Origin of the sequence: Phyllobacterium endophyticum, assembly GCF_003010935.1 — a bacterium.
Lineage (GTDB): Bacteria > Pseudomonadota > Alphaproteobacteria > Rhizobiales > Rhizobiaceae > Phyllobacterium > Phyllobacterium endophyticum.
On the sequence record NZ_PGGN01000002.1, the window covers coordinates 617,902 to 643,858 of the forward strand.

Below are 25,957 nucleotides of genomic sequence, written 5' to 3' on the forward strand. Positions count from 1 at the left end.
GGAACCGCGATCAGCGGTTGGACGGGCGTCTGGACCGTAACCCTGGCTTGCGGGTTGGGTGGTTTTCTTTTCGGTGCTATATGGGCCTTGGTGTTCCGCGCCCTTGCGATTGCATCAGAGCGATAATGACGGAGAAGAAGATGGATCAGCCAGTTGGTATCATGGGCATGCCCGGTGTTGGTTTCTTTGGAATGTTGTTGATTGGATTCATCGCTGGTTATATCGCCGAAAAGGCGATGAATCGCGAGCACGGCCTTTTCACCAACATTCTCGTCGGCATTGCCGGCTCGTTTTTCGGCGGTACGCTGGCGGGCCTGCTTGATTTCAACTTCTACGGATTCTTTGGAAATTTGATCGTCGCGACAGTCGGCGCACTTCTTATCCTGTGGGTTTTCGGCAAGGCCAAGCCTGCGAGCTAGTCTAGGACAATTTGATGGTAACGGTACTCGACACGATCGATCAAAAGCGGCGGCTTCGTCATCCCGAGAAGGCGCATCGTCCGGACTCGGAGATTCTGAAAAAGCCTGACTGGATCAGAGTCAAGGCGCCCGTCTCAAAGGGCTACTCGGAAACACGTGATATCGTGCGCTCGCACAACCTCGTGACGGTTTGCGAAGAGGCTGGCTGTCCCAATATCGGCGAGTGCTGGGATAAGAAACACGCAACGTTCATGATCATGGGTGAAATTTGCACCCGTGCTTGCGCCTTTTGCAACGTGGCGACGGGTCTGCCAACGACGCTCGACCCCAATGAGCCGGAAAATGTCGGCAAGGCCGTCCTGAAGATGGGCCTGCAGCACGTTGTTATCACTTCAGTCGACCGTGATGATCTCGCCGATGGCGGCGCCCAGCATTTCGCCGATGTGATCCATGCAATTCGGCGTATTTCGCCCGGCACGACAATAGAGATTTTGACGCCGGACTTCTTGCGCAAGGAAGGCGCTCTTGAAATCGTGGTCGCCGCACGTCCCGATGTTTTCAACCACAATCTGGAGACTGTGCCGTCCAACTACCTCAAGGTTCGCCCGGGCGCACGTTATTTCCATTCGATCCGGTTGTTGCAGCGCGTGAAGGAACTTGATCCGACAATTTTTACCAAGTCCGGCATCATGGTCGGATTAGGCGAAGAACGGAACGAAGTACTGCAGCTCATGGATGATCTGCGCTCGGCAGACGTGGATTTCATGACCATAGGCCAATATCTGCAGCCAACACGCAAGCATCACCCCGTGCTGAACTACGTAACGCCCGACGAGTTCAAATCCTATGCGACGATTGCCAGGACAAAAGGGTTCCTTGTCGTTGCATCGAGCCCGCTGACGCGTTCGTCGCACCACGCCGGTGAGGATTTTGCGAGACTAAGGGCTGCACGTGAAGCGCTGCACGCAGGTCGAAGCTAAGTCGAATGCCGAAGTTCGAAACGACCCGCAACGTCCTGCATCGTGCAGAGCAAATGTTTGATCTTGTTGCGGATATAGAGACCTATCCGCAATTCTTGCCAATGTGTGAAAGCCTGAAGGTGCGTTCGCGCAAGGAGAGCCATGGCAAAACCTTGCTGGTTGCGGACATGACGGTCGGCTACAAGCTGATCCGCGAGACCTTTACCAGCCAGGTCCTTTTGAAGCCGGAAGAGAAAGTCATTATCACCAAATATATCGATGGCCCGTTTCGCTACCTCGACAACCGCTGGCAGTTCATCCCGGACGCAAATCCGGAACGTTCTGCTGTGAAGTTCTATATCGATTATGAATTCAAGAGCCGAACGCTTGGCTTCCTGATGGGATCGATGTTCGACATCGCTTTTCGAAAATTCACCGAAGCATTTGAAAAGCGAGCCGACGCCATTTATGGCAGGGGTTCTGCACCCGCGGTTTAGCTTGGACGTTCTCTACCGGAACGAATGGTTTCGCAGGCCGTTACACCATCCACAAGGAGGTTGTGATGGTAACGACCAAGCTTATCGGCGCGCTGCTTGTGATTTGCGGGCTTCTATATATGGCAGGCGCTGCGCTCTATCGTGGCAGGATGAGCGAGCCCCATTCCTCACGCGGTGAATCTGCGGGTCTCGAGCCGCGCCATCGGGGTTTGCGTTTCTTGGGCCTGAAGGCCAATTGGCCAGGTCTTGTAATTGCCGCTCTTGGTGCTCTGATGTTGCTGATACCATCGGTCGATGGCCCTTAAGGTAGAGCCTCCAGCAGAATATCAAGAGCAGTGTTGACCGCAGCGGTTCGAATTGATGCGCGGCCTTGATCATCGAACACGCGCCGGGTCGCTACCGGTTGCTTTTCCCCGAACGCCAATCCGAACCAGACGAGACCGACTGGTTTCGCTGCCGTTCCGCCGCCTGGCCCGGCAATTCCGGTCACCGAGATCGCAATGCCAGCATTAGAATGCTCAAGCGCTCCGGTCGCCATGGACAGAGCAACTTCCTTCGATACCGCGCCGTGTTTTGCGATCAATTCGGCCGGCACCCCGATCATCTCGTGCTTGGCGTTGTTGGAATAAGTGACAAACCCACGGTCTACCACGTCGGATGAGCCCGCGATGTCGGTCAGCGAGGCAACAATCAAGCCGCCGGTGCAGGATTCTGCCGTAGTCAGGAGAACACCATGTCGCCGGCAAGCCTGAAGAACTTCAATCGCCTTAGCTTTGGCAATCATCCCGCTCATTCCGGCAGCCCTCCCGGATAGATGACCGAGGCTGTGGCAATCGCCGCGATGCCTTCCTTGCGGCCGATGAACCCAAGTTTTTCGTTGGTGGTAGCCTTCACCGAAATTCGGTCCGTCGAAATTCCAAGCATTTTCGACAAAGCCGCTGTCATCGCTTCGCGATGGGGGCCGACCTTTGGGGCCTCGCAGATCAGGGTTATGTCGGCATTGGCGATCCTGCCACCGGCATCCTTGACGATCTTGACGGCATGTTCAACGAAGATCTGAGAAGCTGCGCCCTTCCACTGTGGATCGGAGGGGGGGAAATGCGTCCCAATATCGCCGGCACCGCGTGTCGCCAAGAGGGCGTCAGTGAGTGCATGCAAAGCTACGTCCGCATCCGAATGGCCAGATAGCTTGCGATCGTGTTCGATGAATACACCTGCGAGCATGACGCCGCTGCCCGCTTCGAAAGAGTGCACGTCGTAACCGTTTCCGGTACGAACGTCCGGAAAAAAGGGCTGTTTTTGTGAGAGGCGCTCGTCCGCCATTTCTATGTCCTTTGCCCACGTCAATTTTGTATTGTCCACCGATCCTTCGACGATGCGAACCGGCAAGCCATGCCATTCCGCGATGGCCGAATCGTCGGTGAAATCGGATCGGCCGACCGCGAAGGCTGCGTCATGCGCGCTGAGGATAGGCTGGTAAGGAAACGCCTGCGGTGTCTGCGCCGCATAAAGGCCGGCACGTGGCACCGTGGCGCTGACCATCGCGTCAGACCCCGCGGACTTCAACGTGTCGGACACGGCAAGGACCGGCAAAACACCAATATGCGGCGTAAGGTTGAATATTACGCGTTCGAGAAGATCGGCGGTGATGAACGGCCGGACACCATCGTGGATCAGTACGTGGTCCGGCGACTTGTCCTTGAGCGCAAGAAGCCCCAGACGCGTCGATTCCTGGCGAGTGGGTCCACCGATAACCGCCGTGACACGGGAGATCTGGTCACCAAGGGCGAGGGCGAACAGCGCCTCATCTTCCTTGTGGATCACTGCGACGACGTGGTCGATGGAGGGACAATCCAGAAAGGCGCGCATTGTGTGTGCCAGAACGGCCTCACCGCCAATCCTGCGATATTGCTTCGGTCCCTCGACGCTCTGGCCAGCACGCTCGCCGCGGCCTGCCGCCACGATGACCGCAGCTACCCGCATCTTCTTGTTGTCTGTCTTCCCCGGCACGCTTCTCTCCGTAACGATGCAGACTGCGTTACCCTTTGACAGAGGGAAAGACCAGAACTTTAGCGAAAAGGGCTGAAATCGGAGCATTCCACGACCTGCAATGCCTTGCGAAGAAGCACGGACGTGTCTAAAGGATAGGCTGTTGTAGAATTGCATACGAAACAGGCAGAATCGCGTGATCAATCTGGATCAACCACTGGATGTCGGCGGCGTTGGCTTGCGGAACCGCGTGTTTCTAGCACCAATGTCCGGTGTCTCCGATCTTCCATTCCGCAAGCTGGCGTGGCAAGCCGGGGCAGGAATGGTCGTGTCAGAAATGGTTGCAAGCGCCGAACTCTGCACCCGCGAACGCAGCAGTCTGCTGCGCCTGAAGGGCGACGGTTTGGGAACCCACGTGGTGCAAATCGCAGGCCGTGAAACCCGCTGGATGGCGGAGGCAGCCCGTATCGCGGAAGGTGAGGGTGCTCATATCGTCGATATCAATATGGGATGTCCTGCCAAGAAGGTGACGGGCGGTTTTTCAGGTTCAGCGCTGATGCGCGATCTTGATCATGCGCTAACCCTGATCGAAGCAACAGTTGGTGCCGTCAAAGTCCCGGTGACGTTGAAGATGCGGCTTGGCTGGGATGAGAATACCATCAATGCCCCGTCGTTAGCCGCGCGCGCGGAACAGGCGGGAATCAGAATGGTCACGGTTCACGGTCGCACGCGGTGCCAGTTCTATCAGGGCAAAGCTGACTGGCATGCAATTCGTGCCGTAAAGGAAGCAATTTCCATACCTCTGGTGGCGAATGGCGATGTTCTTGGCCGGGATGACGCAACAGCAATCCTCAAAGCCTCGGGGGCGGATGCGGTGATGGTCGGTCGTGGATCGTACGGGCAGCCGTGGCTGCCCGGGCACATCGTCAAGGGCACTCCACAGGATACCAGTGAGACGATAGCAGACTATGCAGTTGCACATTATGAGGCGATGCTCTCGCACTATGGTGAAGCGACTGGCATTCGTCACGCACGCAAACACCTGGGGTGGTACCTCGACATTCATGCGGGTGACGCAGGTGCCGCAACGCGCGGTCCGATCATGACCGAGTGCGATCCGCACATGGTCGCACGACGTCTTCACACTGCGCTCTCGCATTCCAGTACAGATGAATTCAAGAAGGTGGCCTGATGACAGCATCGGACAAATCAATGCTGGGAGACAGACTTGCAGGCATCGTTCTCAATTCTATCCGGCACCCGGTGATAATGCTCGATGATGCAGGTTACATCTCCTATGCCAATGCCGATGCCGAAGCGTTCTTCCGCTCAAGCGCCAACATATTGAGTCGCAATACGCTCGATATGCTCTTGCCGTTTGGCAGCCCGCTTCTGGCATTGGTGAAGCAGGTGCGCGAGAGCCCGTCTCCTATCAATGAATACCGCGTCGATGTTTCGTCCCCTCGGCTGGGGCAGGATCGCATCGTCGATCTTTACGTCACCCCAGTCGGCGAATCTCCCGGTTCCATCGTCATTCTGTTCAAGGAGCGCTCGATGGCAGAAAAGCTTGACCGTCAGATGACACATCGCGGTGCCGCCCGCTCGGTTACCGGCCTTGCGTCCATGTTGGCGCATGAGATCAAGAACCCGCTTTCCGGTATTCGTGGTGCCGCGCAATTGCTCGAGACGGGCCTCAATGATGACGACCGGGCACTCACACGCCTTATTACAGATGAGACGGACCGGATCGTGTCACTCGTCGATCGTATGGAAGTATTTTCGGACGAACGTCCGATCGAGCGGGAAGCGGTGAACATCCATGTGGTGCTTGATCATGTCAAAGCCATAGCGAAGAATGGTTTTGCGAGCCATATCAAGTTCCACGAGGATTACGATCCGTCTTTGCCTTACGTTTTCGCAAATCGGGATCAGCTCGTTCAGGTTTTTCTCAATCTTGTGAAGAATGCCGCCGAATCCATCGGCGCCAACGAAACTGGAGAAATCACTCTCACCACTGCCTTTCGGCCAGGTATCCGACTGTCGGTGCCCGGCATGCGTACCCGCGTGTCGCTGCCGCTTGAGTTTTGCGTTTCAGATACGGGCTCGGGTGTATCCCCCGACATCATGCCGCATTTGTTCGACCCCTTCATTACGACCAAACCCAATGGCTCGGGCCTTGGCCTTGCATTGGTGGCCAAGATCGTCGGTGATCACGGCGGCGTGATCGAATGCGATTCCGTACCGCGCAAGACGACGTTCAGAATTCTCATGCCTGCATGGCAGAGCGGTCCGGTTGATGACGCCCATGCAGATGACAGTCCATACACGAAAAAAGCAGGATCCTGAATATGAGCTTGGGCAGCATTCTCGTCGCGGACGACGACGCGGCAATTAGAACGGTCCTCAATCAGGCTCTTTCCCGGGCAGGCTACGACGTCCGCATAACATCCAATGCCGCAACGTTGTGGCGCTGGATTTCGGCCGGCGACGGCGATCTGGTGATCACCGATGTGGTGATGCCCGACGAAAATGCCTTCGATCTCCTGCCGCGGATCAAGAAGTCCCGGCCTGATCTGCCTGTCGTCGTGATGAGCGCTCAAAACACCTTCATGACTGCCATCCGTGCGTCGGAGGCTGGGGCCTATGAGTATTTGCCAAAGCCATTCGATCTGACGGAACTGGTCAGTATCGTTGGCCGCGCTCTTTCGGAACCCAAGAAAAAGCCTGAGAAGTGGGCTGCCGAGGAACAAGCCGATACAATGCCGCTCGTCGGCCGTTCGCCCGCTATGCAGGACATCTACCGGGTACTGGCGCGTATGATGCAAACAGATCTTACGGTTATGATCTCCGGCGAATCCGGCACTGGCAAGGAGCTGGTGGCAAAGGCGTTGCACGAATATGGCCGCCGGCGCAAAGGTCCGTTTGTCGCGATCAACATGGCAGCTATTCCGCGGGACCTGATCGAATCAGAATTGTTTGGGCACGAGCGCGGAGCGTTCACGGGTGCGCAGAACCGGTCGAGCGGCCGTTTCGAGCAGGCCGATGGCGGAACATTGTTTCTTGACGAGATTGGCGATATGCCGATGGAGGCACAAACGCGGTTGTTGCGGGTGCTCCAGCAGGGTGAATACATGACCGTCGGCGGGCGGACCCCGATCAAGACGGACGTGCGGATCGTTGCTGCAACCAACAAGGACCTGCGCACGCTGATCAATCAGGGTCTCTTTCGCGAAGATCTATACTACCGTCTCAACGTCGTGCCGCTGCGCCTGCCTCCGTTGCGCGAACGCGGCGAGGATATTCCGGATCTCGTACGCCACTTTTTCAAAATGGCGGCTAAAGACGGTCTGCCTGAAAAGCGCATCACAGCTGATGGCCTTGACCTGATGCGCCGCTATCCCTGGGCAGGGAATGTGCGCGAACTGGAAAACCTTGTGCGCCGCCTCGCGGCACTCTATCCGCAGGAGGAAATCAATGCGGAAGTGATCGAGGCCGAACTCAAGGCGGATCTGCGCCCGACAGAGCCCTCGTCCAACTCCATCGCGAATGAAGATGTCACCATTGGGCAGTCGGTCGAATTGAATATGCAGCGCTACTTTCTATCCTATGGTGATGATTTGCCGCCCGTTGGTCTTTATCAACGGGTGCTGGAGGAAGTGGAGTACCCGCTTATTCTATCCTGCCTTACGGCGACACATGGCAACCAGATCAAGGCGGCAGAACTTTTGGGACTTAACAGGAACACGTTGCGCAAGAAGATCCGCGAACTCGGCGTCAATATCTACAAGAGCACAAAGAATGATCGGTGAGCGCCAACGTCCGGATTAGTAAAGCTTTCACCAATTTATCCGCAAAGCACCGAACGTTAAAATTGTAATTACTGCAACAGAGCCTTTTTAAGGTGACCATGTGCAGAGTAGTCACCAGAAATCTCGTGATTGAACGCAACCGGCAAGGTGCCGAATTGCAATTGGATCATACGGAGGTGCGTGGTGTTCAGTTTTGCAGAACGTTTAATGTTGTTCAATCAGTACGAAATCCTGAAGAAGCTTGATCCTCAGAAATCAAGCCTTTACTCCCGGCATCAGGAAGTCGTCGAAAAAGGCTTCGAGAGCTTCTACGAAGACCTTGGTATCTCAACGACTACGCTGAGCAAGGAAGACGCTCGAGAAGTGGACGATATCCTTGCACTGTTTCGCGCTATCAAGGCCTCCAGCCTTGGGTCCGCCAGTAACATGCCGGGCAAGACGGAGTTTGTAGGGTTTGGCGCCAGCCAGCCTGACGAACGTTTCGCGTATGCAGACTTCCTCAGCAATATCCTGAAGTTTCCTCAGGAAGTGTCGACGAGCCCAGATAATCGGCCGGATCTACAACTTGAGAAGTATCGTACAATGCTGAAGCGCTGGGACGAGATCGGAAGAAAGCGCGAGTTGTCCGCAGACCAGATTGAACACCTGGTTGCCTAGTCAGCCAAAACGACGCTGGCCGGAATCGCCCAGCCAGCGCCGTTATACTCAGCTCAAAGCACCTATGTAATCGAGTTTTCCGACCGGAACGCCATTGTGACGCAAAATGTTTTGCGCCGTCGTGACGTGGAAATAGAAATTGGGCAGGACGAACTTCAGAATATAGTCTTCGCCGCTCAACGTCACTTCCATTTTGCCGAACTTCAGCGTGACTTTCTTGCTCTCACTGCCATCGAGGGCCGAGGTATCAACGCTTTCGAGGAACGCTACGGTTTTCGCGATTCGATCTCTCAGCTGTGAAAAGTCCGCTTCGTCGTCCGGGAATCGAGGAGCCTCAATGGTCGTCAATCGAGCGACCACGCCCTTGGACGTATCACTTACCCGTTGAATTTGACCTGAGAACGGCAGCATATCTGGTGCAAGGCGGGCGTTGAATAGTATGGCTGGATCGATCTTCTTTTCCGCTGCAAAGGCTTCAGCCTTGTCGATCAGCGACGAAAGAATGGAAAAGCCGCGAATGAATGCAGGAACCGTAATTTTGTACATGGAAAGTGACATGGGCGCTCCTCAAGCATTTGCATTGCATCTTGATTGTCATTGGTTTCAGCGGCGCAGCGTTGAACTGCAATATTACTCAGGCAAAGCCCGTGACCCTATGCGGAACATAGGGTGCTTCCAGGGCGGCTATTTCTTCCGTTGAAAGCTGAACTTCAAGGGCTGCAACAGCATCGTCCAGATGCGTTGCCTTTGTTGCGCCCACGATAGGGGATGTGGTTTTGGTCAATACCCACGCCAGCGCAACTTGTGCGCGCGGTAGGCCACGATCAGCTGCGATCTTCGCGACAACTTCCACGACCTTTCTGTCTGCGTCTTCAGTTCCAGTATAGAGCGTCTTGCCGAATTCGTCCGTTTCAGAACGAGCGCTGCTTTCGTTCCAGTCGCGTGTCAGCCGTCCGCGAGCGAGGGGACTCCATGGGATGACTGCTATGCCCTCTGCTTTGCACAGGGGCAGCATTTCCCGTTCTTCCTCGCGGTAAAGCAGGTTCAGATAATTCTGCATGGATACGAAGCGTGTCCATCCCCTTCTTTCTGAAGTTGCCAGCATTTGCGCAAACTGCCACGCATACATGGACGACGCACCGATATACCTGGCCTTTCCCGACTTGACGACCTCATGGAGAGCCTCAAGCGTTTCCTCGATATCTGTTCCATAGTCGAACCGGTGAATCTGGTAGAGATCCACATAATCGGTTCCCAACCGTCGCAGACTTGCATCGATCTCAGCAAAGATCGCCTTGCGCGACAGACCCGCTCCGTTTGGTCCTGGGCGCATTCTGCTGTTCACCTTGGTCGCGATGACAACTTCTTCACGCGACGTAAAATCCTTCAATGCGCGACCGACGATCTCTTCACTTGAACCATCTGAATAGACATTAGCCGTGTCGAAAAAATTGATTCCGAGGTCCAGTGCCTGCTTGATGAAAGGTCGGCTCTGCTGTTCCGGCAGTGTCCAGGCGTGATTGCCGCGAGCGGGCTCACCATAGCTCATGCAACCGAGGCACAACCGTGAAACCTGCAGTCCGGTGTTTCCGAAACGTACGTATTCCATCTCAGTCCTCCACAATTTTTCAAGCTCAGCCTTGGATGAGGTATGGCGATTGCACCGAACTAGTAGGCGCAGAGGCGTTGTAGCAAATTCAAAGCGGCGGTGTGAGCGTATAACGACAAGTTTACCTTCGCCAATCGTCGGGCAGCGACGATTACTTTCGGTGGATTTCGCGAGCAAGTACTTAATTTCAGTAGTGGTCCGGGACAAAACGTTGCATTTCCGCCACAATGTGTTGCATGAGTGCCACGTGGTGGGAATCACGACTGCAATGATCTTAGCAAACTCGGTCAATCCTTTTGGAAATTCGGTGGCTGGCGCGACGAGCGTTGGCACGCAGAAGTTCTATTCGCGAGCTGGAATCGCAACTGTAATCCTGGCATTGCTTACTACAGGCGTGACATTTCTGATTCTGACCGGAATAACGCCTATCCATCCAGATAGCCGGATTACCTTGCTGCTGACCGGCATCAACGCGGTTCTCATCGTGGTATTGATTGCTCTCATAGGGCGAGAAATATACCGTATTGCACGGGCCAGGACACGGGGGAAGGCGGCCTCGCGCCTGCATGTTCGCCTTATCGTGCTGTTTTCACTCGTTGCTGCGGTTCCAGCGATGATCGTAGCCATCGTTGCGTACATAACGCTCGACCTCGGCCTCGACCGATGGTTTGAAATGCGTACGACTACCATAGTAAACTCATCCATCAGCCTGGCAGACTCCTACATCCAGGAGAGTGCCCGCAATTTGCAGGGCACAACGCTGGAGATGGTCAATGACCTTGATAGCCAGCGGACGCTCTACAATCTCGATCGGAGCGGTTTTGCGAGATTGCTCACACAACAGGCTCTCGGACGGGGTTTGGTTGCCGCATCCTTGATCCGGACCAACGGCGAAACCGCTGTTCGAGCCGATATCAAGACCGACGTGATCATACCAACTGTCGCAAAGTCAGTGCTCGACACCGCGTCTGACGGGAAGCCGGTGCTTATTCCACCGGAACAGACCAATCTCTTGAGTGCTGTGATAATGATGCGCGAGATACCCGGCATGTTCCTTTATGCCGTGCGGCGCGTCGATGCAGACATTCTCAGTTCCAGTCGTTTGATGGAGAAGCGAATGGCCGACGCTCAGAATACGGCTGGCGACGGCATAAGCACTCAGATCCTGTTTGCACTCCTTTATTTTGGTCTCACGCTCACTCTTCTCCTCTCCGCCATCTGGACCGGCATTGCGGTGGCGGACCGGCTGGTGCGCCCCATTCGCCTCTTGATTGGCGCAGCCGACGACGTTGCGACGGGCAATCTTGATGTTTCAGTCCCCGTTCACCGCAATGACGGCGACATTGGATCGCTCTCCCAGACGTTCAACACGATGGTCCGGCAGTTGGGGACGCAGCGCAGCCAGCTTGTAGCCGCCAAGGATCAAATCGACGAGCGCCGGCGCTTTTCCGAAGCGGTACTCTCTGGCGTAACCGCCGGCGTGATAAGCGTCAATGCCGATGGGGTAATCGGAATTATAAACCGCTCTGCTGAAACAATGCTCTCGCTCGATCCGGCAATAGCTACCGGTAAGAACCTGACCGCACTCGTTCCCGAAATCGGCCTGGTCTTCGAAGTCGCTCATGCGACCGGACGTTCCGTCTACCGCGAGCAAGTCATCATGTCCCGGCGGGGAAGCGCGCGCACATTCAACGTTCAGGTCACCGTGGAAGACGCGGAAACCATTGATCATTCCTATGTCGTGACGGTGGACGACATCACTGATCTCGTTGAGGCGCAGCGGTCTTCAGCCTGGGCCGATGTGGCGCGGCGCATCGCGCACGAGATCAAGAACCCCTTGACGCCGATCCAGCTGTCCGCAGAGCGCTTGCGTCGCCGCTACGGCAAAGTCATCACCGAAGACCGGGAGGTTTTCGACCAATGTACCGAGACAATCATTCGGCAGGTGGGGGACATCGGCCGCATGGTGGATGAATTTTCCTCCTTCGCGCGCATGCCGAAACCAGAAATCAAGGCGATGGATCTGCGTGAGGCGTTACGGGAAGCGTCGTTTCTCGTTGAAGTCAGCCGGAGCGACATCCGTTTCGAGCGGGATTTCGGCATCGTGCCGCTCGTCGGGCAATTTGACAGCCGCCTCATGGGGCAAGCCATCGGAAACGTCATCAAGAATGCCGCTGAATCCGTTGAGTCCATCGTGAAAGAGACCCATACGGATGGACATATCCTCGTCAGATCCAGACGCGACGGCGAGAGCATCGTGGTTGAAGTTCTTGATAATGGCAAAGGACTGCCGCGCGAGCACCGGCAGCGTCTTTTGGAACCCTATATGACAACGCGCGAGAAGGGCACCGGACTTGGCCTTGCTATCGTCAAGAAGATTGTCGAAGACCATGCGGGGCACCTCGAACTGCATGATGCGCCTGCCGACTTCTATGGTGGCCGCGGCGCAATGATCCGCATGATTTTCCCAGCCACCCAGACCGGTACTCAGGTCGATGAAAATACCGATCCAAATTCGGAACAGCAGGTGAATTAATATGGCATCTGATATCCTTGTAGTCGACGATGAAGTTGATATCCGTGAACTTGTGGCTGGCATCCTCAGCGACGAAGGGTATGAGGCCAGGGTTGCCTCCGATGCGGACAGTGCACTGGCGGCAATCGATGACCGTATACCGAGATTGATTTTTCTGGATATCTGGATGCAGGGTAGCCGGCTCGACGGATTGGCATTGCTCGATGAGATCAAGCTGCGGCATCCCGAAATTCCCGTGGTGATGATTTCGGGCCATGGAAACATCGAAACAGCGGTATCGGCGATCAGGCGCGGCGCCTATGATTTTATCGAGAAGCCGTTCAAGGCCGACCGCCTGATCCTGATTGCCGAGCGCGCCCTTGAAACCTCGAAGCTACGCCGTGAAGTATCAGACCTGCGCAAACGTTCCAGCGAAAGCTTCGAACTTCTCGGCAGTTCGCTTTCGATGAACCACCTTCGCCAGACCATCGAGCGCGTGGCTCCGACGAACAGTCGTATCATGATCACCGGCCCCTCTGGTGCGGGTAAGGAACTTACGGCGCGCGCCATTCACGCCCTGTCGACCCGTTCCAAGGGTCCATTCGTCAATCTCAATGCCGCGACCATCACTCCGGAACGCATGGAAGTCGAGTTGTTCGGCACTGAGTCTGATGGTGGTGAGCGCAAGGTGGGGGCGCTGGAAGAAGCGCATGGGGGTATTCTCTATCTCAATGAGATTGCAGATATGCCGCGCGAAACCCAGAACAAGATCCTGCGTGTTCTCGTGGATCAGCAGTTCGAGCGCGTCGGAGGCACCAAGCGCATCAAGGTCGATGTGCGCATCATCTCCTCCACGGCGCAGAACCTTGAGGCAATGATAGCCGAGGGGAGGTTCAGAGAGGATCTGTTTCATCGGCTTGCCGTGGTACCCGTTATCGTACCACCATTGGCCGACAGGCGTGACGACATTCCCGCACTTGTCGAGTTCTTCATGGGGCAGATTGCCGATCAGGCCGGAATCAAGCCACGCAAGATCGGGCCGGATGCAATGGCGGTGCTCCAGTCGCACTCATGGCCAGGGAATATCCGCCAGCTGCGCAACAATATCGAGCGCCTGATCATTCTTGCTCGAGGAGATGATCCCGAGGCTGTCATCACTGCCGATCTTCTGCCTGCCGAAATTGGCGATACGTTGCCAAAACCACCGACGGACAAGGATCAGCACATAATGGCTCTGCCCTTGCGCGAGGCGCGTGAACGATTTGAAAAAGATTATCTGATTGCACAGATCAATCGCTTTGGCGGAAACATCTCGCGCACCGCCGAATTCGTTGGTATGGAGCGGTCGGCCTTGCACCGGAAGCTGAAGTCGCTAGGCGTATGAACAAATTGAAAAGCAGCCACATGAAATTGCAGCTCGTTCGCAACGCAACGCTGAAGCTGGATTATGCCGGAGCGACGATCCTCATCGATCCGGATTTTGGTCCCAAACATAGCCGGCCGTCATTCACTGGCCGCTCACCTAACCCGATGGTCGATCTTCCAGTCCCGACGGAAGAAGTTCTTGCGGGGGTGGACTTCGTTGTGGTTTCCCACCTTCATTCAGATCATTTTGACGAAGTTGCAAAGGATCTGATTCCCAAGGACCTGCCGCTTGTTTGCCGTCCGGGTGATGAGGAGAGTATCCGTTCATTCGGCTTTTCCGATGTCAGACCGCTCGACGATGAACTGACGATCGATGGCATCCATTTGATCCGCCGCGAGGGCAATCATGGCTCAGGCCCCGTACTTGCAAAAATGGGGGAGGTCATGGGGTTCAGTATCGATGCAGTTGGGGCGCCATCAATATACTGGACGGGTGATACGATACTGTATGCGCCCGTGATCTCGACGATCGCGGGCACCGCGCCGGATCTTATCATTACCCATTCTTGCGGAGCCAAATGGGACGACATATTCATAGTCATGGATGCGGAGCAGACCGTCGAGGTCTGCCGCGTTGCTCCCGAACATACAAGGATCGTCGCGGTACATATGGAAGCTCTCGATCATGCCACAGTGTCGCGCAGCGACCTTCAAACATATGCGAAAACCCATGATATTGCCAAACACAGGTTACTTATTCCCGAGGATGGAGAGGTTCTCCTTCTCACAGTCCCGAACGCATGAGATCAACAATGTCAAAAACCTTCGCTTTCGTCGGTAATCTCAACCGCAGCGCGCCCCCAGGCCAAGGCAAGGGCATCAGCGTTTTTCAGTTCGACAGTCAGACAGGGGATTTGTCTCTTGCAAGCGAGTTTCTGGCAATCGACAACCCTGGATATCTGGCAATCGACGAAAAGCGCAAACGGTTATACGCCGCTGTGGAAATACCAGCCTGGAACGAAAACCTGGCGGCAGCCTTCGACATCGATCCGTCGACGGGCGCGTTGTCCTTCATCAACATGCAGCCGACACTCGGTAACACCACCTGCCATCTCGGGTTCGACCAAACTGGCGGAGTGATTTTCGCGTCGAACTATACGGTTGCGGAACTCGGCACGCGGCCGGGCAATGCTGTTGCCGCTTTTGCAATACGTGCCGACGGCGGGCTCGATCCCGCCTTTGCTGCCGCAATCCACGAAGGGCCGGACGCCGTTCTCCCGACAACGAAGCGCCAGCACGGCCATTGTGCGGTTCCCAGTCCCGACAACAGGTCCGTTTTCGTGTGCGATCTCGGGCTGGACAGGATCATTGCGTATAATGTTCCGGGGCAAGGCGACCGGCTGACGCTGGCCGCAACGCCGTATACTCAATTCCCCGATGGAGCCGGACCTCGGCACATGACTTTCCACCCAAACGGGAAACAAGCATATGTAATCAACGAGTTAAATTGTACAGTTTCTGTTTTGGATTATAACCCTGAAACCGCACAACTCACAATCGTCCAGACTCTCCCGGCCTTGCCGGACGGGTTCAGCGAAACCAATACCTGCGCAGAGATTGCAGTTAGCTCCGATGGACGGTTTCTATATGGCTCAAACCGCGGCCATAACAGCATCGTCACCTATGCTATTTCTGAAACTGGCCGGATCACGTTGATTGGCTGGACGCCTTCCCAAGGGATCGGGCCGCGGAATTTTGCTATCGATCCATCCGGCAAGTTCATGCTTGTCGCCAATCAGAAGGGTGGAGGCATTGCAATATTCAAACGCGACATCGACACAGGTGCGCTTGAGGACACCGGTAAGCGCGTCGATCTCGACACGCCCATGCGTATCGTTTTCGGAACATTCAACTGACGGGGAGACGCAATGTCGCGCATTGCCTATGTAAACGGCCAATACGTGCAGCATTCCGAGGCTGCAATTCACATCGAGGATCGCGGTTATCAATTCGCGGATGGCGTTTATGAAGTTTGCGAGATCGCTCGCGGCAATATCATGGACATGACACGTCATCTCGACCGCCTTGACCGTTCGCTTGCTGAGTTGAAGATAGCCTGGCCCATGGGGCGCAGCGCGCTTCAGATCGTGATCAAGGAGGTCGTGCGTCTTAACAAGGTGCACAACGGCCTCGTCTATATGCAAGTCACGCGCGGTGTCGCCAGGCGCGATCATGTTTTCCCCGAGGTAGATACGCCTCCAGCGATCGTCATCACTGCGAAACGCACGAGCCCCCAGGCATCGGCCGCGCGGGCTGCCAAGGGAATCAAGGTCATTACCGTTCCAGAAAATCGCTGGGACCGTGTCGACATAAAATCGATCGGGTTGCTGCCAAATGTTCTGGCGCGCCAGCAGGCGAGGGAGGAGGGCGCGCAAGAGGCCTGGTTCGTTGATCCCGACGGCACCGTCAAGGAAGGTGCCGCAACCAATGCCTGGATAGTGACCAGGGATGGTGTATTGGTCACGCGACCCGCTGAATCAGGCATCTTGCGCGGTATCACCCGTACGACGATTTTCGACGTCGCAAAGAAACTCGGACTTAGAATCGAGGAAAGGGGTTTTTCCGTCGATGAAGCGAAGAAATCCAAGGAAGTCTTCATGACAGCAGCATCCACTGTCGTCATGCCGATTGTTGCGATCGACGGCGAATCGGTGGCAAATGGACATCCTGGAACAACTACACTTTCCTTGCGGGAAGCGTTTTTTGACGTTGCGGAAAAAACGCCATCCTGTTAACCGGAGAGTGAGGGGACTAACAGAAAGCTATTTTTCACCTCCTGGCGAAGCAAAGAAAGTTTGCTTCCGCCGCAGAATTTTGTATGAGACACGTTTGCTGATCGCATAAAAGGACAAAAACAATGGCTGAACGATCGCAGAATCTTCAGGACCTTTTTCTGAATTCAGTCAGAAAACAGAAGATTTCTCTGACAATTTTCCTTATTAACGGCGTAAAATTGACTGGCATTGTCACATCATTTGACAATTTCTGCGTGCTTTTGCGCCGCGATGGCCATTCACAACTGGTCTATAAACACGCGATCTCGACCATTATGCCGAGTCAACCTGTGCAGATGTTCGAAGTTGAAGAGAGCGAATAATCACTTTTGACAAAAGAATCTACGCGTAACGCACAGAACGATGGCGGATCGACCGGAAACGGAGAAACGGCCAGGGAGCCTACGCGCGCAATTGTGGTCGTGCCCGTCCTGCCTCAGCGTTTTGCCGATGGCGGCCGGTCAGACGGAAGCGGACGTCCGACAATCCAGCGCGAATTTCAGCGCGGCGATGAGGCAAGGCTCGAGGAGGCGGAAGGTCTCGCACGGGCTATCGATCTCGACATTGTCCATTCCGATATTGTGCAGGTTTCAGCGCCTCGACCGGCCACATTGCTCGGGACCGGGAAAGTCGACAGCATCGGCGAGATTATAGAGGCGTCTCACGCGGAGCTGGTGATCGTCGACCACGCATTGACGCCTGTGCAGCAGCGCAATCTCGAAAAGGAGTGGAATGCCAAGGTTCTCGACAGGACCGGGCTCATTCTTGAGATCTTCGGTCGGCGTGCACAGACGAAAGAGGGCGCCTTGCAGGTTGAATTGGCGCACCTGACCTATCAAAAAGGCCGGCTGGTTCGTAGCTGGACCCACCTCGAGCGCCAGCGCGGCGGTGGCGGCTTTCTTGGCGGCCCGGGTGAAACCCAGATCGAGGCAGACAGACGCGCCTTGCAGGAAAAAATCCTGCGCATCAAACGCGAGCTTGAGACAGTGGTGCGCACACGCACGCTGCACCGGGCCAAGCGCAAGAAAGTCCCTCATCCCGTGGTCGCACTTGTCGGTTATACCAACGCCGGCAAATCCACACTGTTCAACCGCCTGACTGGGGCAGGGGTCGTTGCCGAGGATATGCTCTTCGCCACCCTTGACCCGACGCTACGGCGTATCCGGCTCGAGCACGGGGAAACTATCATCCTCTCAGATACTGTCGGGTTCATCTCGAACCTTCCGACGCATCTCGTTGCCGCGTTCCGCGCGACACTGGAAGAAGTTGTCGAAGCCGAACTCATCCTGCATGTTCGCGACATTTCCGATCCGGATACGGCCGCGCAAGCAGAAGACGTGCACGCAATCATGGAAAGTCTTGGCATCGAACGGGGTGATTCCAAGCGCGTCATCGAGATCTGGAACAAAATTGATCTCCTCGACGATGCTGGACGCGAAGCCGCGCAACGCTTGAGCATGGCCGCCTTGGGCGACGAGCATCCCATCCCGGTGTCGGCGATTACGGGCGAGGGCGTCGATGCCTTGCTTAAAGAGATAGAAAACCGGATCGCCGGCAAGCTCACCAAGGTCAAGGTCACGTTGCAGCACAACCAGATGCGTCTGATGGACTGGATTTATCAACATTCGAGCAATGTGAAACGCAAGGACCTCGATGACGGCTCGATCACCCTGACGATGGACATGACCGCAGCGTCGAGCAAGATACTCGACGATAAACTGCTGAGCGGAAGCAATCGCTAAGGCGCACTCTACTCATCCGTCTTGCCTAGCTGCCGCAGAGCTTGCCTTTCCACAACACGCGCTCACTTCATACCGCGCCGGGCGAGGGCAGCCAATCTGCCCCCGCATAACTAGCTACTTGCGGCGCGACGCCGGCCTATTCTATGAATTGGATGGCCTTATCAGCCACCTTTTTTGTCGGTATGGGGTTGTTCGCAACGACTTCATCGGCGGGTTGATCCACATCCAATTTCCACACCAGTACGGTACCTGGTTTCATTTTATCGAGGATGTTCGGAATGCCCGTTGTGTCGGCATCCTCCGGCGTGACGAACGCGTCCGTTTGATCGATTGCGATCTCCCCTTTTTTCGTGTCCTGGGCCGAATCTGCATCCAGTGGGGCAAGATTGTCCCCGCTAATTGTTCCCGGTCTATTTCCTTGAGCCTTGGTGTAGGTCAGTTTCCACGCCTCCGCCCATCCGCCGATTCCTTCAGTGTGCATCGCATATTGAATGTAGGGCGTGTCGGCATAATTGCTGGTGCTCAAGCTCATGCCCGCTGAAATAAGGAAATCTAGCTTGAATTCCCTCTCATCGAGCTGAGCAATGCGATACTTGTCCTTCTGCACGCTGGCTTCGCTGTAGTCCAGGCAAATATCGATACCGAATGGCAGGCCTTCGATAATGTCGTTCTGGAAGATCGTCGAAAGAGGATTGCCCATGCTGTCGAATGATCGCGCGACTGATGAACTGACGCGTTCGATAAAAACAGTCAGTCCGTTTTTGCTGTTCAGAACACATTTTTTCAGAGTGTTGTTCAGGTCAGGATTGGTGGGGTTCTTGTTCAGTATGGCCAAATCATCGTCACACCCCTCGGTGTCTTTATAATCGATCCACGAAACAACACGCTTGGGCCAGATCATGTAGGCCGGGCGGGGAAAGCTTTTGTCGTCCAGCGGCAGATTGTGCGTGCATGTGAGATGATTTGCGGCGTTATAGATAGCTATGGCGCTGCCATCAGGTTTGGTAGCATCATAGCTGCGCTTCAAGGTTGCAATAGTCCCGGGCAGCAAGACGATGTGTCCATATCTCTTCGCTGGAAACTTCGAAATTAGTGTTCGCGCGTTGCGCGTCACAGTTTCGAGGTAAAGCTTCGTCGACAATTGCAATTCCGCCTCGGTCAAAAAATCTCCAAAAGGTACGTTCCAATAGAATTCCGGAGCGGTGAAGAAGCTGACATCGAATTCTTTGGGCGAGTGCTTGGTAAAAGCCGCAAGCATGGCCCGGTGGAGCAAAGCGAACCGGTTATCTAATGCACGCTTCAGATAGGTTTCGATCCCCTCATACGTTACAAAAATGAATTTACCCGCGTCTTCCGGATCGGGGCTCATCGTCGTAACGGAACCAGGTGTCCCCGCAGCCACGTTCCTGCGTGTGGCAACCTGTTTGTACGAATCATACTGCAGGCTGTAGACGCCGACGGTCTTCGGCTTGCTCGGTACCGGCAGTTGTTTTGGTACGTGGGTGACTTCGACAGATCCCGTTATCTGCTTGTCCAGTTTTGGGGGCAAAGCCTGATTCGTCTCGTTGAATGGCGGCAATTTGAGATCCAGCGGATCGCTTATTGCGTTTGCGGGAACCTTGACTGGCGGTGGTGTAAACGTTGATGCTTCGCCGGGAAGACCGTCATCGCCATCGCACCCGCCCAGCATCGCCAGCAGCGGTGCTGCGGGCAAATAGGCGCAGGCCTTCAAAATTCTCCGTCGCAGCGGGGAGGGCTGATCGGTGTCGAGAACCGGCTTGCGGCCCGTTTCAAAAATGTCTTTCATCAAAAAACTCCAAAGCAAAAATTGCTGAAATATCGGTCGTAGCGTTTCGTGGTTAATAGAACCACACGCTTTCTCAGCAAGTAACGTGCCAAGTGACTATACTGTGCCGGGATTTTGCTTTGCTGGAGCCGATTGACAAATTCAAGCCAAGACGGACCATTTGGTCGCGTTGAATTCGCGCTAACCGGCCACAACCATCAAGCAGGAGTTGTAATGAGCTGTAGCGAATGCCCAATATCTATTCGCCATCTGCGAAATGCCTAACAATGATGCATGATAAGTGGGCGCTACTTCGCGGCCTTGGCCTCCTGCCAGAGCGCTTCCATTTCATCGAGTGTTGCATCTTCCAATGATTGTTGCCGTTCGGTCAGCTTGCGCTCGATATAGTGGAACCGCGTGCAGAATTTTTCATTGGTGCCGCGCAGGGCGCTTTCGGGCTCCAGTTCAAGATGACGGCCCAAATTGACGAAGGCAAAGAGCAGATCGCCATATTCTTCTCGGGTATCCTGCTGATTCCCGCTCGCGATTGCCTCTTTCAGCTCCGCGATTTCTTCCTCGATCTTGTCAAGGATCGGACCGGCTTCTGACCAGTCAAAACCGACTTTGGCAGCTTTCTGCTGCAGTTTCAGAGCTCGCATCAATGCGGGAAATCCATGTGGAATATCGTCTAGAAACCCGCTGGCTTCCGCCGGTCCCGGACCAAGGGCGGCGCGTCTCTCGCGTCGTTCGGCTTTCTCCTGTGCCTTGATCTTGTCCCACATGCCTTTGGCCATGCCTGCGCCGCGAGCGGCATCTTCGCCGAACACATGTGGATGTCGGCGTATCATCTTATGAGTGATGGCGTGTACCACGTCGCCAAAGTCGAACGCGTCGAGTTCTTCGGCCATGCGTGCGTGAAAAACGACCTGGAGGAGCAGGTCGCCTAATTCTTCTCGAAGATCATCTATGTCGTTGCGCTCTATTGCATCCACGACCTCGAAGGCTTCCTCAAGCGTATATGGCGCGATAGATTTGAAATTCTGTTCAAGGTCCCAGGGACAACCGGTTCCTGGCGTACGCAGCGCTGCCATGATTTCGAGAAGACGGGCAATGTCATGTGATGGTTTCATTGGCAAACACTAGGCCAGGTTGCATGCAGCGAATATGATGAAGAGGTTTCGCCATAGGCTTGTCCACAACATCCAAGTCACGTGGAACCGACGGCGGGCCTACAGCGATCGAGGTGGAACATAGAGGCAGATCGACCGCCGCGCCCTGGGAGATGCGGTGGCGGTGCAGCGATGGAAGAATTGGTCCCTTGACGATTTTACGCGCGTATCGCCATAACCGATCAGTTCTCCGGTCGCGATGACGCGATAGCCCTTCGGCGTCTCCAAAATGGCGCCGTCCTTCTCCTGCCAGCAATCTATGAAGCTGCAGCACTCAGCACCATAAGCCCAACCCAACGGAGCGTCGTGAGCGAATGCCGGAACTGCGAAGAGCAGGGCAGCCGTTAAGAGCTCCTGGCGCATGGCATATCTCCGCTCTTGTGGCCAGACGGGTTGTCCTGCCTGCCTAAGGAATAACGCGGCACCCGCACTCGAGTATCAAGGCCATCACTCGGTCAATTCTGCCGGCGTAACAGTTTCACGAGGAACTTGTTCCTTGGTGACTTCATAGCTGTCGCAGTGTCGCGGGAGGGTGTCTGGCCGGTGCTCGCGCAGGTACTGCCAAAGCTTGATCGCATGCCCGTGCGGCGAATAGGCGAACTTGTAGATCGTCTCATGGCTCACACAAATCGGATGCCGCTCCAGCTGCAGCCGGCCGGCTATCTGTTGCGGCGACAGCCATGCATAATACGCTCGATCACGGATTGGCGCAGATGCGAGAACCGTGCCAGCTTACGCAGCTTGGCACGCCGGTCCCGCGCCATATCGTTGGCCGTCACACAATAGTGGCCGTTGAGCTCCGGCATTTGCTGAATCAATCAGGGAGTAGGTGCGTTCCATGGGCAAGTCATTGCGCGTGATATCTATCGCAAGTCGCACTTCATCCTTGAACCCACCCGGCTAAGACAAAGATCACATAAGATAGATTATGGAACAGACGGGAACACACTGGTGGACCGATCAGCCCGCAATGTCGGCTACCTGCGCCTTGGCAGCTCTAATCAGCGCCGCAGGATCACTTGGGAAAACGAAATTGGTTCCGCCTGCAGCAGCCCAGACTACATCGAACTGCATGAGGCATTGGTCGGCGTATGCCTTGATATCGATCAGATGGCCGAGCGGTGCAACGCCGCCAATCGCAAAGCCGGTTTTCTTTCGGATGAACTTTGGGTCAGCACGATGCAAGCTTTCTCCGGTCAGTCTTGCGGCCTTCTCGAGATCGAGCTTGCGCGGTCCCGATACGAGGAACAGATAAAGGTCTTTTGTCTCGGAGCCTTGAAATATCAGCGATTTGACGATTTGCGCCACCGTAACGCCGCACTGGATTGCCGCATCTTCCGCGGTGTGGGTAGAGTCCGACATCTGACGTATTTCGATTTGGAGACCGGCCGCGTGCGCGGCTCGTCGAACGCGCTCCACGCTCTTGCTCACGCGATGGCCTCGAAAGACAATCCGTCAAATGCGGGCTCTACATGATCGGGAGTGCTACGCAGGACAGTTTCATAGTCCAGCGGTATGTGCATATGGGTCAGAAAGGCTCGCCGCGGCTTTAGCTTGTCTATCCAATCCATTGTTTCTTCTAAAGAAAAGTGGCTTGGGTGTGTCTTGTATTGCAAAGCGTCGATCACAAGCGTGTCGAGCTCGAACAATTGTGCAGCCGTCGTGTCGGGAAAAGAACTGACGTCTGAGCAATAGGCCACATCGCCGATGCGGAAGGCCAGAGACAGGATGTCACCATGGACCTGGGGCAATGGCAGAAAACGGATAGTGCCACCAGGGCCATCGATATCAAAGGCCTCGTGATGGATAATCTCGTGCGGCCGCAGGATCGGCGGATAACTCGAGCCTTCCGGCGTTCTGAAGCAATAGCCGAAGCCTTCCATCAGGCGCCGCTGGGTCACCGCATCCGCATAGATGTTCACCAGATCGCGGCGATCGATCACAAATGTTCTAAGATCATCGAGCCCGTGAATGTGATCGGCATGCGCATGCGTATAGACAACGGCGTCGAGTTTACCGGAGCCAAAATCGATCATCTGCGAGCGGAAATCCGGTCCTGTATCGATGACAACAGTGGTGACGCCGCCATGCTCCGCAATGCGCTCGACAAGCATGGACGCCCGGCGCCGGCGGTTCTTCGGGTTCGCGGGATCGCACCTGCCCCAGTCGCCATTGATACGCGGCGTGCCTGGAGAGGAGCCGCAGCCAAGAATGGTGAACCGCAGGCGATCAGGCATGATCCGGCCTGGGCATCTTGGTGAACAGGCGGAAAACGTTTTCCGAGGTCAAAGTGCCGAGTTCTGCTTCGCCGACTCCGATCGTCTGTGCCAGAACGGCTGCCGTATGCCGCACAAAGCTTGGCTCGTTGCGCCGGCCGCGGTGTGGCACCGGAGCGAGGTAGGGCGCGTCAGTTTCGACCAAAAGCCGGTCATGCGGCACGTTGCGCGCAATGTCGCGCAGCTCGGTCGAGTTCTTGAAGGTGAGAATGCCCGAGAACGAGACGTACCCGCCAAGTTCTACGCCTACCCGCGCCAGTTCTGCCCCGGACGAAAAGCAGTGCAAAATGAAAGGGAAGGCGCCCTTCCCTGTTTCTTCCGTCAAGATCGAAATCATATCCTCGTCGGCGCTGCGGGCGTGGATGACCAATGGCAAGCCGGTGGCGCGCGAGGCTGCGATATGCGTGCGAAAACCCTGCGCCTGTGCCTCTCTAGGCGCGTGGTCGTAATGGTAGTCCAGCCCCGCCTCACCGATCGCCACCACCTTTGGATGTTCCGAGAGCCGGATCAGGTCTTCCGCGGTTACATCCAGCTCCTCGTGCGCGTTGTTTGGGTGCGTTCCGACCGATGCGTAGACGCTAGCATATTGCTCTGCGATCCGGATGATATCGGCAAAGCGTTTGACCCGCGTGCAGATGGTTACAAGCCGAATTATATCATGATCAAGCGCCCGCTGGACAATGGCGTCGCGCTCCTCGGCGAAGTCCGCAAAGTCCAGGTGGCAGTGACTGTCGACCAGCATTCGATCAGGCTTCTTTGTCAGCTTCGACGTAGCGCGGAAAAATCGGCTGCGGGGCCGGAAGATCAGCGCCTGGCACAAGGCTGCCCCCTGTCAGATCCGCGAAGTTGCGCTTGTCCGCGGGAACCGCCAGAATGTCGAGCAGTTTTCCTGCGGATCCAGGTATGAAGGGTTGGCACAGAATGCCGACGCGCCGGATGACTTCCGCAGTGACATAAAGGACCGTCTCCATGCGTGCCGTATCCGTCTTCCTCAGCGCCCAAGGCTCTTGTGACGCAAAATAGCGGTTTGCCTCGGCGACCACTCCGAAGATGGCGGCGAGAGCCAGATGTAACGCCTGCGAGTCGACGGCTTTGCGTGCAATCTCAAGCGCTGCGACAGCCTGCGCGAATATCGCCTCGTCAGCATCGGTGAACGTACCGGGCTGCGGAACTTTCGCGTCGCAGTTCTTGGCGATCATCGAGAGCGAACGCTGTGCCAGATTGCCAAGATCGTTGGCGAGGTCGGCGTTGGTCCGGTTGACGATGGCCTCATGACTATAATTACCATCCTGGCCGAACGGTATCTCGCGCAATAGGAAGTAGCGCAGCTGGTCCAAACCATAATGCGCAACCAATGCACTTGGATCGATGACATTACCGACGGACTTGGACATTTTCTCGCCGCGGTTGAACACGAAGCCATGGCCGAAAACACGCTTTGGCAATTCAATGCCCGCGGACCACAAGAACGCTGGCCAATAGACCGAGTGAAAACGGATGATATCCTTGCCGATAATGTGTACGTCGGCTGGCCAATAGCGCCAACGCCCGGCGTCTTCATCGGGATAGCCCGCAGCCGTGATGTAATTCGTCAGCGCGTCGACCCAGACATACATGACGTGCTTTTCGTCGCCCGGAACAGGGATACCCCAGTCGAACGTCGTGCGTGATACGGAAAGGTCCCTAAGACCGGATTTGACGAAGGAGACGACTTCGTTACGCCGCTCATCCGGACCGATGAAACTCGGGTTATCGGCATAGAGCTTCAGCAGGCGATCCTGATAGGCCGACAGGCGGAAGAAGTAGCTCTCTTCCTCGATCCATTCAACCGGCGTTCCCTGAGGACCGTAGCGCACGTTGTCAGCACGAACTTCGGTCTCGTCCTCCTGGTAATAGGCTTCATCGCGCACTGAATACCAGCCGGCATAGCCACCTTTGTATATGTCGCCCGCATCGGCCATTTTCTGCCAGATTGCCTGCGATGCCTCGTAGTGCCGCGCCTCGGTGGTCCTGATGAAGTCATCATAAGATGCATTCAGAAGCACGCCCATCTCGCGGAAAAGCTTGGCATTTCTGTCCGCCAGTTCACGCGGCGAGATGCCTTCCTTGCGTGCCGTCTGCAGCATCTTGATGCCGTGCTCGTCCGTGCCGCTGAGGAATAGCACGTCCTTGCCGTCGTGACGGTTGAACCGCGCGATTGCGTCAGTCGCAATCAGTTCGTAGGCATGACCGATATGCGGGCTACCGTTGGGGTAGGAAATGGCAGTTGTGATGTAAAATGTTTCGCGGCTCATAGGTAACCTGATTTCGTCTTTGATTTCGGTAATCTGG

General features: G+C 55.6%; 26 protein-coding genes and 1 pseudogene. 15 read left to right on the forward strand and 12 right to left on the reverse strand.

All coding sequences use genetic code 11. From position 1 onward, the window contains the following. The first annotated feature begins 140 nt into the window (after positions 1–140). From CU100_RS11065 to CU100_RS11080, 4 genes are all read left to right on the forward strand, one after another. Entirely contained in the window at positions 141–419 is a 279-nt protein-coding gene (locus tag CU100_RS11065; RefSeq protein ID WP_106717225.1) for a GlsB/YeaQ/YmgE family stress response membrane protein, read from the forward strand. Positions 420–433: 14 nt separating this feature from the next. After that, on the forward strand, positions 434–1,399 hold the full coding sequence (gene lipA / locus CU100_RS11070) for a lipoyl synthase (RefSeq protein ID WP_106716632.1): 966 nt from the start codon (positions 434–436) through the stop codon (positions 1,397–1,399). Positions 1,400–1,404: 5 nt separating this feature from the next. Then, positions 1,405–1,875 carry a type II toxin-antitoxin system RatA family toxin gene (locus CU100_RS11075; RefSeq protein WP_106716633.1) on the forward strand — a complete coding sequence of 157 codons (471 nt, stop codon included), beginning with the start codon at positions 1,405–1,407 and terminating at the stop codon, positions 1,873–1,875. A 65-nt stretch (positions 1,876–1,940) separates the two neighbouring features. Further along, entirely contained in the window at positions 1,941–2,180 is a 240-nt protein-coding gene (locus CU100_RS11080; RefSeq protein ID WP_106716634.1) for a hypothetical protein, read from the forward strand. On the opposite strand, the gene CU100_RS11085 is transcribed toward CU100_RS11080, so the two are convergent. Next, the gene (locus tag CU100_RS11085) at positions 2,177–2,668 is read right to left on the reverse strand and encodes a CinA family protein (RefSeq protein WP_106716635.1); all 492 of its coding nucleotides are present in this window, start codon (positions 2,666–2,668) and stop codon (positions 2,177–2,179) included. The two genes, CU100_RS11080 and CU100_RS11085, sit on opposite strands and share 4 nt — an antisense overlap. Next, entirely contained in the window at positions 2,665–3,858 is a 1,194-nt protein-coding gene (locus CU100_RS11090) for a bifunctional 2-C-methyl-D-erythritol 4-phosphate cytidylyltransferase/2-C-methyl-D-erythritol 2,4-cyclodiphosphate synthase (protein WP_245419019.1), read from the reverse strand. Before CU100_RS11090 ends, CU100_RS11085 begins: the two co-directional genes overlap by 4 nt. A gap of 202 nt (positions 3,859–4,060) precedes the next feature. Between CU100_RS11090 and dusB the strand changes: the two genes are divergently transcribed. From dusB to CU100_RS11110, 4 genes are all read left to right on the forward strand, one after another. Next, the gene (dusB, locus tag CU100_RS11095) at positions 4,061–5,056 is read left to right on the forward strand and encodes a tRNA dihydrouridine synthase DusB (RefSeq protein WP_106716637.1); all 996 of its coding nucleotides are present in this window, start codon (positions 4,061–4,063) and stop codon (positions 5,054–5,056) included. Then, entirely contained in the window at positions 5,056–6,210 is a 1,155-nt protein-coding gene (locus CU100_RS11100) for a two-component system sensor histidine kinase NtrB (RefSeq protein ID WP_106716638.1), read from the forward strand. The genes dusB and CU100_RS11100 overlap by 1 nt, the downstream gene beginning before the upstream one ends. A 2-nt stretch (positions 6,211–6,212) precedes the next feature. Then, the gene (gene ntrC / locus CU100_RS11105) at positions 6,213–7,673 is read left to right on the forward strand and encodes a nitrogen regulation protein NR(I) (RefSeq protein WP_106716639.1); all 1,461 of its coding nucleotides are present in this window, start codon (positions 6,213–6,215) and stop codon (positions 7,671–7,673) included. A gap of 183 nt (positions 7,674–7,856) precedes the next feature. Continuing rightward, complete coding sequence (locus tag CU100_RS11110) at positions 7,857–8,330, forward strand: YfbU family protein (protein WP_170113797.1); 474 nt, start codon at positions 7,857–7,859, stop codon at positions 8,328–8,330. A 48-nt stretch (positions 8,331–8,378) separates the two neighbouring features. Here CU100_RS11110 and CU100_RS11115 read toward each other — a convergent pair whose 3' ends face one another. Both CU100_RS11115 and CU100_RS11120 read right to left on the reverse strand, forming a co-directional pair. After that, complete coding sequence (locus CU100_RS11115; RefSeq protein WP_106716641.1) at positions 8,379–8,888, reverse strand: DUF1993 domain-containing protein; 510 nt, start codon at positions 8,886–8,888, stop codon at positions 8,379–8,381. Between the two features lie 76 nt (positions 8,889–8,964). Beyond that, a complete protein-coding gene (locus CU100_RS11120) occupies positions 8,965–9,939 on the reverse strand; it encodes an aldo/keto reductase (protein WP_106716642.1) in 975 nt (324 codons plus the stop codon). A gap of 268 nt (positions 9,940–10,207) precedes the next feature. Here CU100_RS11120 and CU100_RS11125 point away from each other — a divergent pair, with 268 nt between their 5' ends. The 7 genes from CU100_RS11125 (at position 10,208) to hflX (ending at position 18,395) form a co-directional block, all read left to right on the forward strand. After that, positions 10,208–12,475, forward strand: coding sequence for a sensor histidine kinase NtrY-like (locus CU100_RS11125; RefSeq protein ID WP_106716643.1), 2,268 nt, complete (start codon positions 10,208–10,210; stop codon positions 12,473–12,475). Position 12,476: 1 nt separating this feature from the next. Continuing rightward, positions 12,477–13,838: a nitrogen assimilation response regulator NtrX gene (ntrX, locus tag CU100_RS11130; protein ID WP_106716644.1), complete on the forward strand. Its 1,362-nt coding sequence runs from the start codon at positions 12,477–12,479 to the stop codon at positions 13,836–13,838. A 20-nt stretch (positions 13,839–13,858) separates the two neighbouring features. After that, positions 13,859–14,623, forward strand: coding sequence for an MBL fold metallo-hydrolase (locus tag CU100_RS11135; RefSeq protein WP_106717226.1), 765 nt, complete (start codon positions 13,859–13,861; stop codon positions 14,621–14,623). Positions 14,624–14,631: 8 nt separating this feature from the next. After that, positions 14,632–15,735: a lactonase family protein gene (locus tag CU100_RS11140; protein WP_170113798.1), complete on the forward strand. Its 1,104-nt coding sequence runs from the start codon at positions 14,632–14,634 to the stop codon at positions 15,733–15,735. A 12-nt stretch (positions 15,736–15,747) separates the two neighbouring features. Continuing rightward, entirely contained in the window at positions 15,748–16,614 is an 867-nt protein-coding gene (locus CU100_RS11145) for a D-amino-acid transaminase (protein WP_106716646.1), read from the forward strand. 122 nt (positions 16,615–16,736) lie between these two features. After that, positions 16,737–16,976 carry an RNA chaperone Hfq gene (gene hfq / locus CU100_RS11150; RefSeq protein ID WP_106716647.1) on the forward strand — a complete coding sequence of 80 codons (240 nt, stop codon included), beginning with the start codon at positions 16,737–16,739 and terminating at the stop codon, positions 16,974–16,976. Between the two features lie 6 nt (positions 16,977–16,982). Then, positions 16,983–18,395 carry a GTPase HflX gene (hflX, locus tag CU100_RS11155; protein ID WP_106716648.1) on the forward strand — a complete coding sequence of 471 codons (1,413 nt, stop codon included), beginning with the start codon at positions 16,983–16,985 and terminating at the stop codon, positions 18,393–18,395. Between the two features lie 136 nt (positions 18,396–18,531). On the opposite strand, the gene CU100_RS11160 is transcribed toward hflX, so the two are convergent. From CU100_RS11160 to metG, 8 genes and pseudogenes are all read right to left on the reverse strand, one after another. Then, the gene (locus CU100_RS11160; RefSeq protein ID WP_146141834.1) at positions 18,532–19,974 is read right to left on the reverse strand and encodes a hypothetical protein; all 1,443 of its coding nucleotides are present in this window, start codon (positions 19,972–19,974) and stop codon (positions 18,532–18,534) included. A gap of 515 nt (positions 19,975–20,489) precedes the next feature. Continuing rightward, on the reverse strand, positions 20,490–21,311 hold the full coding sequence (mazG, locus tag CU100_RS11165) for a nucleoside triphosphate pyrophosphohydrolase (RefSeq protein ID WP_106716650.1): 822 nt from the start codon (positions 21,309–21,311) through the stop codon (positions 20,490–20,492). A 99-nt stretch (positions 21,312–21,410) separates the two neighbouring features. Next, the gene (locus tag CU100_RS11170) at positions 21,411–21,713 is read right to left on the reverse strand and encodes a hypothetical protein (RefSeq protein WP_106716651.1); all 303 of its coding nucleotides are present in this window, start codon (positions 21,711–21,713) and stop codon (positions 21,411–21,413) included. Positions 21,714–21,869: 156 nt separating this feature from the next. Further along, positions 21,870–22,159, reverse strand: a pseudogene (locus tag CU100_RS11175) (IS30 family transposase); the annotation flags it as partial. 151 nt (positions 22,160–22,310) lie between these two features. Next, complete coding sequence (locus tag CU100_RS11180; RefSeq protein WP_106716652.1) at positions 22,311–22,781, reverse strand: YbaK/EbsC family protein; 471 nt, start codon at positions 22,779–22,781, stop codon at positions 22,311–22,313. Continuing rightward, positions 22,778–23,587: an MBL fold metallo-hydrolase gene (locus tag CU100_RS11185; RefSeq protein ID WP_106716653.1), complete on the reverse strand. Its 810-nt coding sequence runs from the start codon at positions 23,585–23,587 to the stop codon at positions 22,778–22,780. Before CU100_RS11185 ends, CU100_RS11180 begins: the two co-directional genes overlap by 4 nt. After that, positions 23,580–24,368 carry a TatD family hydrolase gene (locus CU100_RS11190; protein ID WP_106716654.1) on the reverse strand — a complete coding sequence of 263 codons (789 nt, stop codon included), beginning with the start codon at positions 24,366–24,368 and terminating at the stop codon, positions 23,580–23,582. The genes CU100_RS11185 and CU100_RS11190 overlap by 8 nt, the downstream gene beginning before the upstream one ends. Before the next feature lie 4 nt (positions 24,369–24,372). Further along, positions 24,373–25,920, reverse strand: coding sequence for a methionine--tRNA ligase (metG, locus tag CU100_RS11195; protein ID WP_106716655.1), 1,548 nt, complete (start codon positions 25,918–25,920; stop codon positions 24,373–24,375). Positions 25,921–25,957 lie beyond the last annotated feature (37 nt).